This is a genomic window from Bathymodiolus heckerae thiotrophic gill symbiont, assembly GCF_900180345.1.
In the GTDB taxonomy this organism is placed as follows: Bacteria; Pseudomonadota; Gammaproteobacteria; order PS1; family Pseudothioglobaceae; genus Thiodubiliella.
On record NZ_FXLV01000082.1, the window covers coordinates 1 to 2,937 of the forward strand.

At 38.0% G+C, this 2,937-nt stretch carries 5 protein-coding genes; all 5 read right to left on the minus strand.

All coding sequences use genetic code 11. The annotated features are described in order from the left end of the window. Positions 1-147 precede the first annotated feature (147 nt). Entirely contained in the window at positions 148-1,155 is a 1,008-nt protein-coding gene (locus CRYPD_RS07510; protein WP_138146959.1) for a 2Fe-2S iron-sulfur cluster-binding protein, read from the minus strand. A gap of 217 nt (positions 1,156-1,372) precedes the next feature. Next, positions 1,373-2,350, minus strand: coding sequence for a ferrochelatase (hemH, locus tag CRYPD_RS07515; protein ID WP_244610281.1), 978 nt, complete (start codon positions 2,348-2,350; stop codon positions 1,373-1,375). 1 nt (position 2,351) lies between these two features. After that, entirely contained in the window at positions 2,352-2,498 is a 147-nt protein-coding gene (locus CRYPD_RS08205; RefSeq protein ID WP_171004398.1) for a YbbN family protein, read from the minus strand. Continuing rightward, positions 2,437-2,649, minus strand: coding sequence for a thioredoxin family protein (locus CRYPD_RS08530; protein ID WP_171004400.1), 213 nt, complete (start codon positions 2,647-2,649; stop codon positions 2,437-2,439). Before CRYPD_RS08530 ends, CRYPD_RS08205 begins: the two co-directional genes overlap by 62 nt. Continuing rightward, positions 2,571-2,840 (minus strand): hypothetical protein, encoded by a 270-nt coding sequence (locus CRYPD_RS08215; protein ID WP_171004399.1) that lies wholly within the window; start codon positions 2,838-2,840, stop codon positions 2,571-2,573. Before CRYPD_RS08215 ends, CRYPD_RS08530 begins: the two co-directional genes overlap by 79 nt. Positions 2,841-2,937: the final 97 nt, after the last annotated feature.

Consider the following 2,937-nt stretch of genomic DNA (forward strand, 5'->3'; position numbering starts at 1 on the left):
AAGCGACTCAACACAAGACCTCGAAAAACACGAGGTGGGAAACAACCAGTTGAGTTATTTTTAGGAAAGGCTGTTGATTTATTAACGGCTTAGGAGAAATTGCACTTAATGTGCGAATTCAAGACTTATTAGATGGGCAATAACAACTTAAATTGGGGAAGCAATCAGCTGAGATTCATCCACGCCATTTTCAAGTAATAATTCACCTAAGTAAATCAATACCTCTGCTGGTGCGGCAATATATAGATCAGATTGCTTGGCAATATTTAAGTCCAATGCATCAAAAATTTGTTTTGCCACTTTGTAACAATCATTATTACTGGAGCGGTCGAATTCACAAGCAATAGAGCGATAAGTGTATTGGTCTATCATTGTTTGCCATGAGTTGGCGTGGCTGATTAAATAGGGGGCTGATTCGGCAGCAGGGTGGGCCCAGTAAAAATATATTGGGTTGGGCATTTGCAGTGAAAAAGCATGTTCAACTAGACTTCTGATTGAGGCAAAACCACTGTCCCAAGCAATGAAGAGTAGGGGGCGTGTTGAATCTTCTTTTAAAACAAAAATACCTTCGGGGCCTTGTAAAGATACTTTGCTTTTAACTTTAAGTGATTTGTCAAAAATTGCTTGTGCAAAAGCATCTAGTTTGTTGTTGCGAATATGAAATTCAAGTGTCATGCCATGACATGGGCAAGAAGCCAATGGGTATCTGGAAGTGTTGCCTGCAAAAGACAATTCAACATCTTGACCTGCCATAAATTGCAAAGTTTTTGACCTTGGTGTTCTTAAAGTGAGAAGTGCCATACCTTTATTGATAAAGTAAATGTTTTTAACTTTTGTATCAATATTTTGAATGGCAATTGATTTCACACCATCAATCAAATCTAATTCAATCTCAATATCTGATGCAACAGAATGACAACACATTAAAAATTCAGTGCTATTTAGCTCATTTTTAGGAAAAACAAAGTCACAGTGCTTGATCTTCTTAATAACACCGTCAACAAGTTTGGCCTTGCAAGCACCACAAGTGCCATTATCGCATTCGTAATGCATGGGCAAGCCGTGACGAAGCCCACTCTCAAGCACGGAATCGTTTGTTGAACATTCATAGTTTTTATTTTGAGATATGAGCTTAATATTAAACAAATTAGACATTATTTATCCAAAAGATAAGGAAAATATTTGTTTGTCCAACAAGTTTTTTGTCGAAATTTCTGTGTAGCATCAAAAAAAGGTGACTTAATGGGTTGCATAAATGAATTTTGATTAATAGGTAAATAGGGCGGTTGTTTAAAAATGCACTTAAACCCTGCAAACCCCATAAAATTGTTTTTAAAAAAGTATAATTTAACATAATATAAATTATGCGAACCTATGGCAATTGCTTGACAATAATATCAGAAAGCGCTTTAACATGGTCTTTACGGTCATTTAAGGCTGGGATATAACTGAAAGTTTTGCCACCTGCTTGCATAAAGTAAGCCCTATTTTCTTCATCAATCTCTTCCAAGGTTTCTAAGCAGTCTACAGAAAATCCAGGGCAAATAACCTGTACATGGCTGACACCATCTTGCACTAAAGACTCTAAACTGGCTTTTGTCTGTGGCTTGAGCCATTCCTCACGCCCAAAAATTGACTGAAAGCACAGTTGATAGTCATCCTCTTGTAGATTTAGTGATTGAGCGAGTAATTTAGTTGTTTCCACACAATGTTCGTAATAAATATCACCATTGTTGACAAATCGTTGTGGTATGCCGTGAAATGAAATCATCAGCTTGTCTGGCTTACCGTATTGCTGCTGATGTTCGGTCACTGAGTTAGTCAAAGACTGAATATAACCCTCATCTTGATGGTAATTATCAATAAACACCAGTTCTGGCTTGGCATTCCAGTCATTAAGCGCCTTGTTGACCGCATCAAGCGTGGAGCTTGTTGTGGTGTCTGAATGTTGTGGGTAAAGCGGCAAAACTACGATTTTGTTACATCCTTGTGCCTGAAGTTTTTTAAGTGCCGAATCAATTGATGGATTGCCGTAACGCATACCTACTTCAAGCATCAAATTACCACACTTGATTGAAAGCTCTTTTTCAATGCTTTTTGCTTGTAAATTGGTAATACTTAACAGCGGTGACCCTTTGCCAAAACTGTCCCAAACTTTGGCGTAATTTTGGGCAGATTTTGCTGGTCTAATGTTTAAAATAACCACATTTAAAGCCAGCCACCAAATCAGTTTATTAGGTGGCTGTATGACTCGCTCATCTGACAAAAATTCCTTTAAATATCGCCTTAAAGCAAACTTTGTTGGCTTGTCTGGTGTGCCAAGATTGGTAAGTAAAATGCCAGTTTTCAATTTAAAATCCCTGTAGATTTTTATCAATAAATTTACGCACAAAATCATGCGTCCAAGCAGAATGAAAACGATCCATTTTACTGCCATTAATAAAGGCAATAACGGTTGGAAATCCACGCACCAAAAATCGCTCTGCAATCTTCTTCATCCTCTGCCTCAAGTTTCGTTAATGAGAATTCGCCACTATTATACGCTGTTGCAACACTAATAAGCGCTGGCTCTAAAGCCTTGCAGGGAGTGCACCATTCAGCAGAAATATCCAAAATAACCAGTTGAGTGTATGATTTGTCAATAACCAAAGATTGAAAAGTCTTGAAACTAATCCAGAATCCTGAACCCGGCTCGGGACAAAAATTGTAGTAATCTCCGAATAATCCCGAACCCGGCTCGGGACACGGCTCGGGACAAAGTGGAAAAAAAATGTGGCGACAGTGTGCCAAAACACTAATAATGAAAATAGAGAGACCTTTGCATAAATATGAATAATCATCAAAAATCCACTTTTCACCCGCTTGGCAATTTTTTAAACCCAGCCTTAGCCCTGCTAGGACAAGGTTTAAGAAAATCACCAATCTGGAAAAAATTGA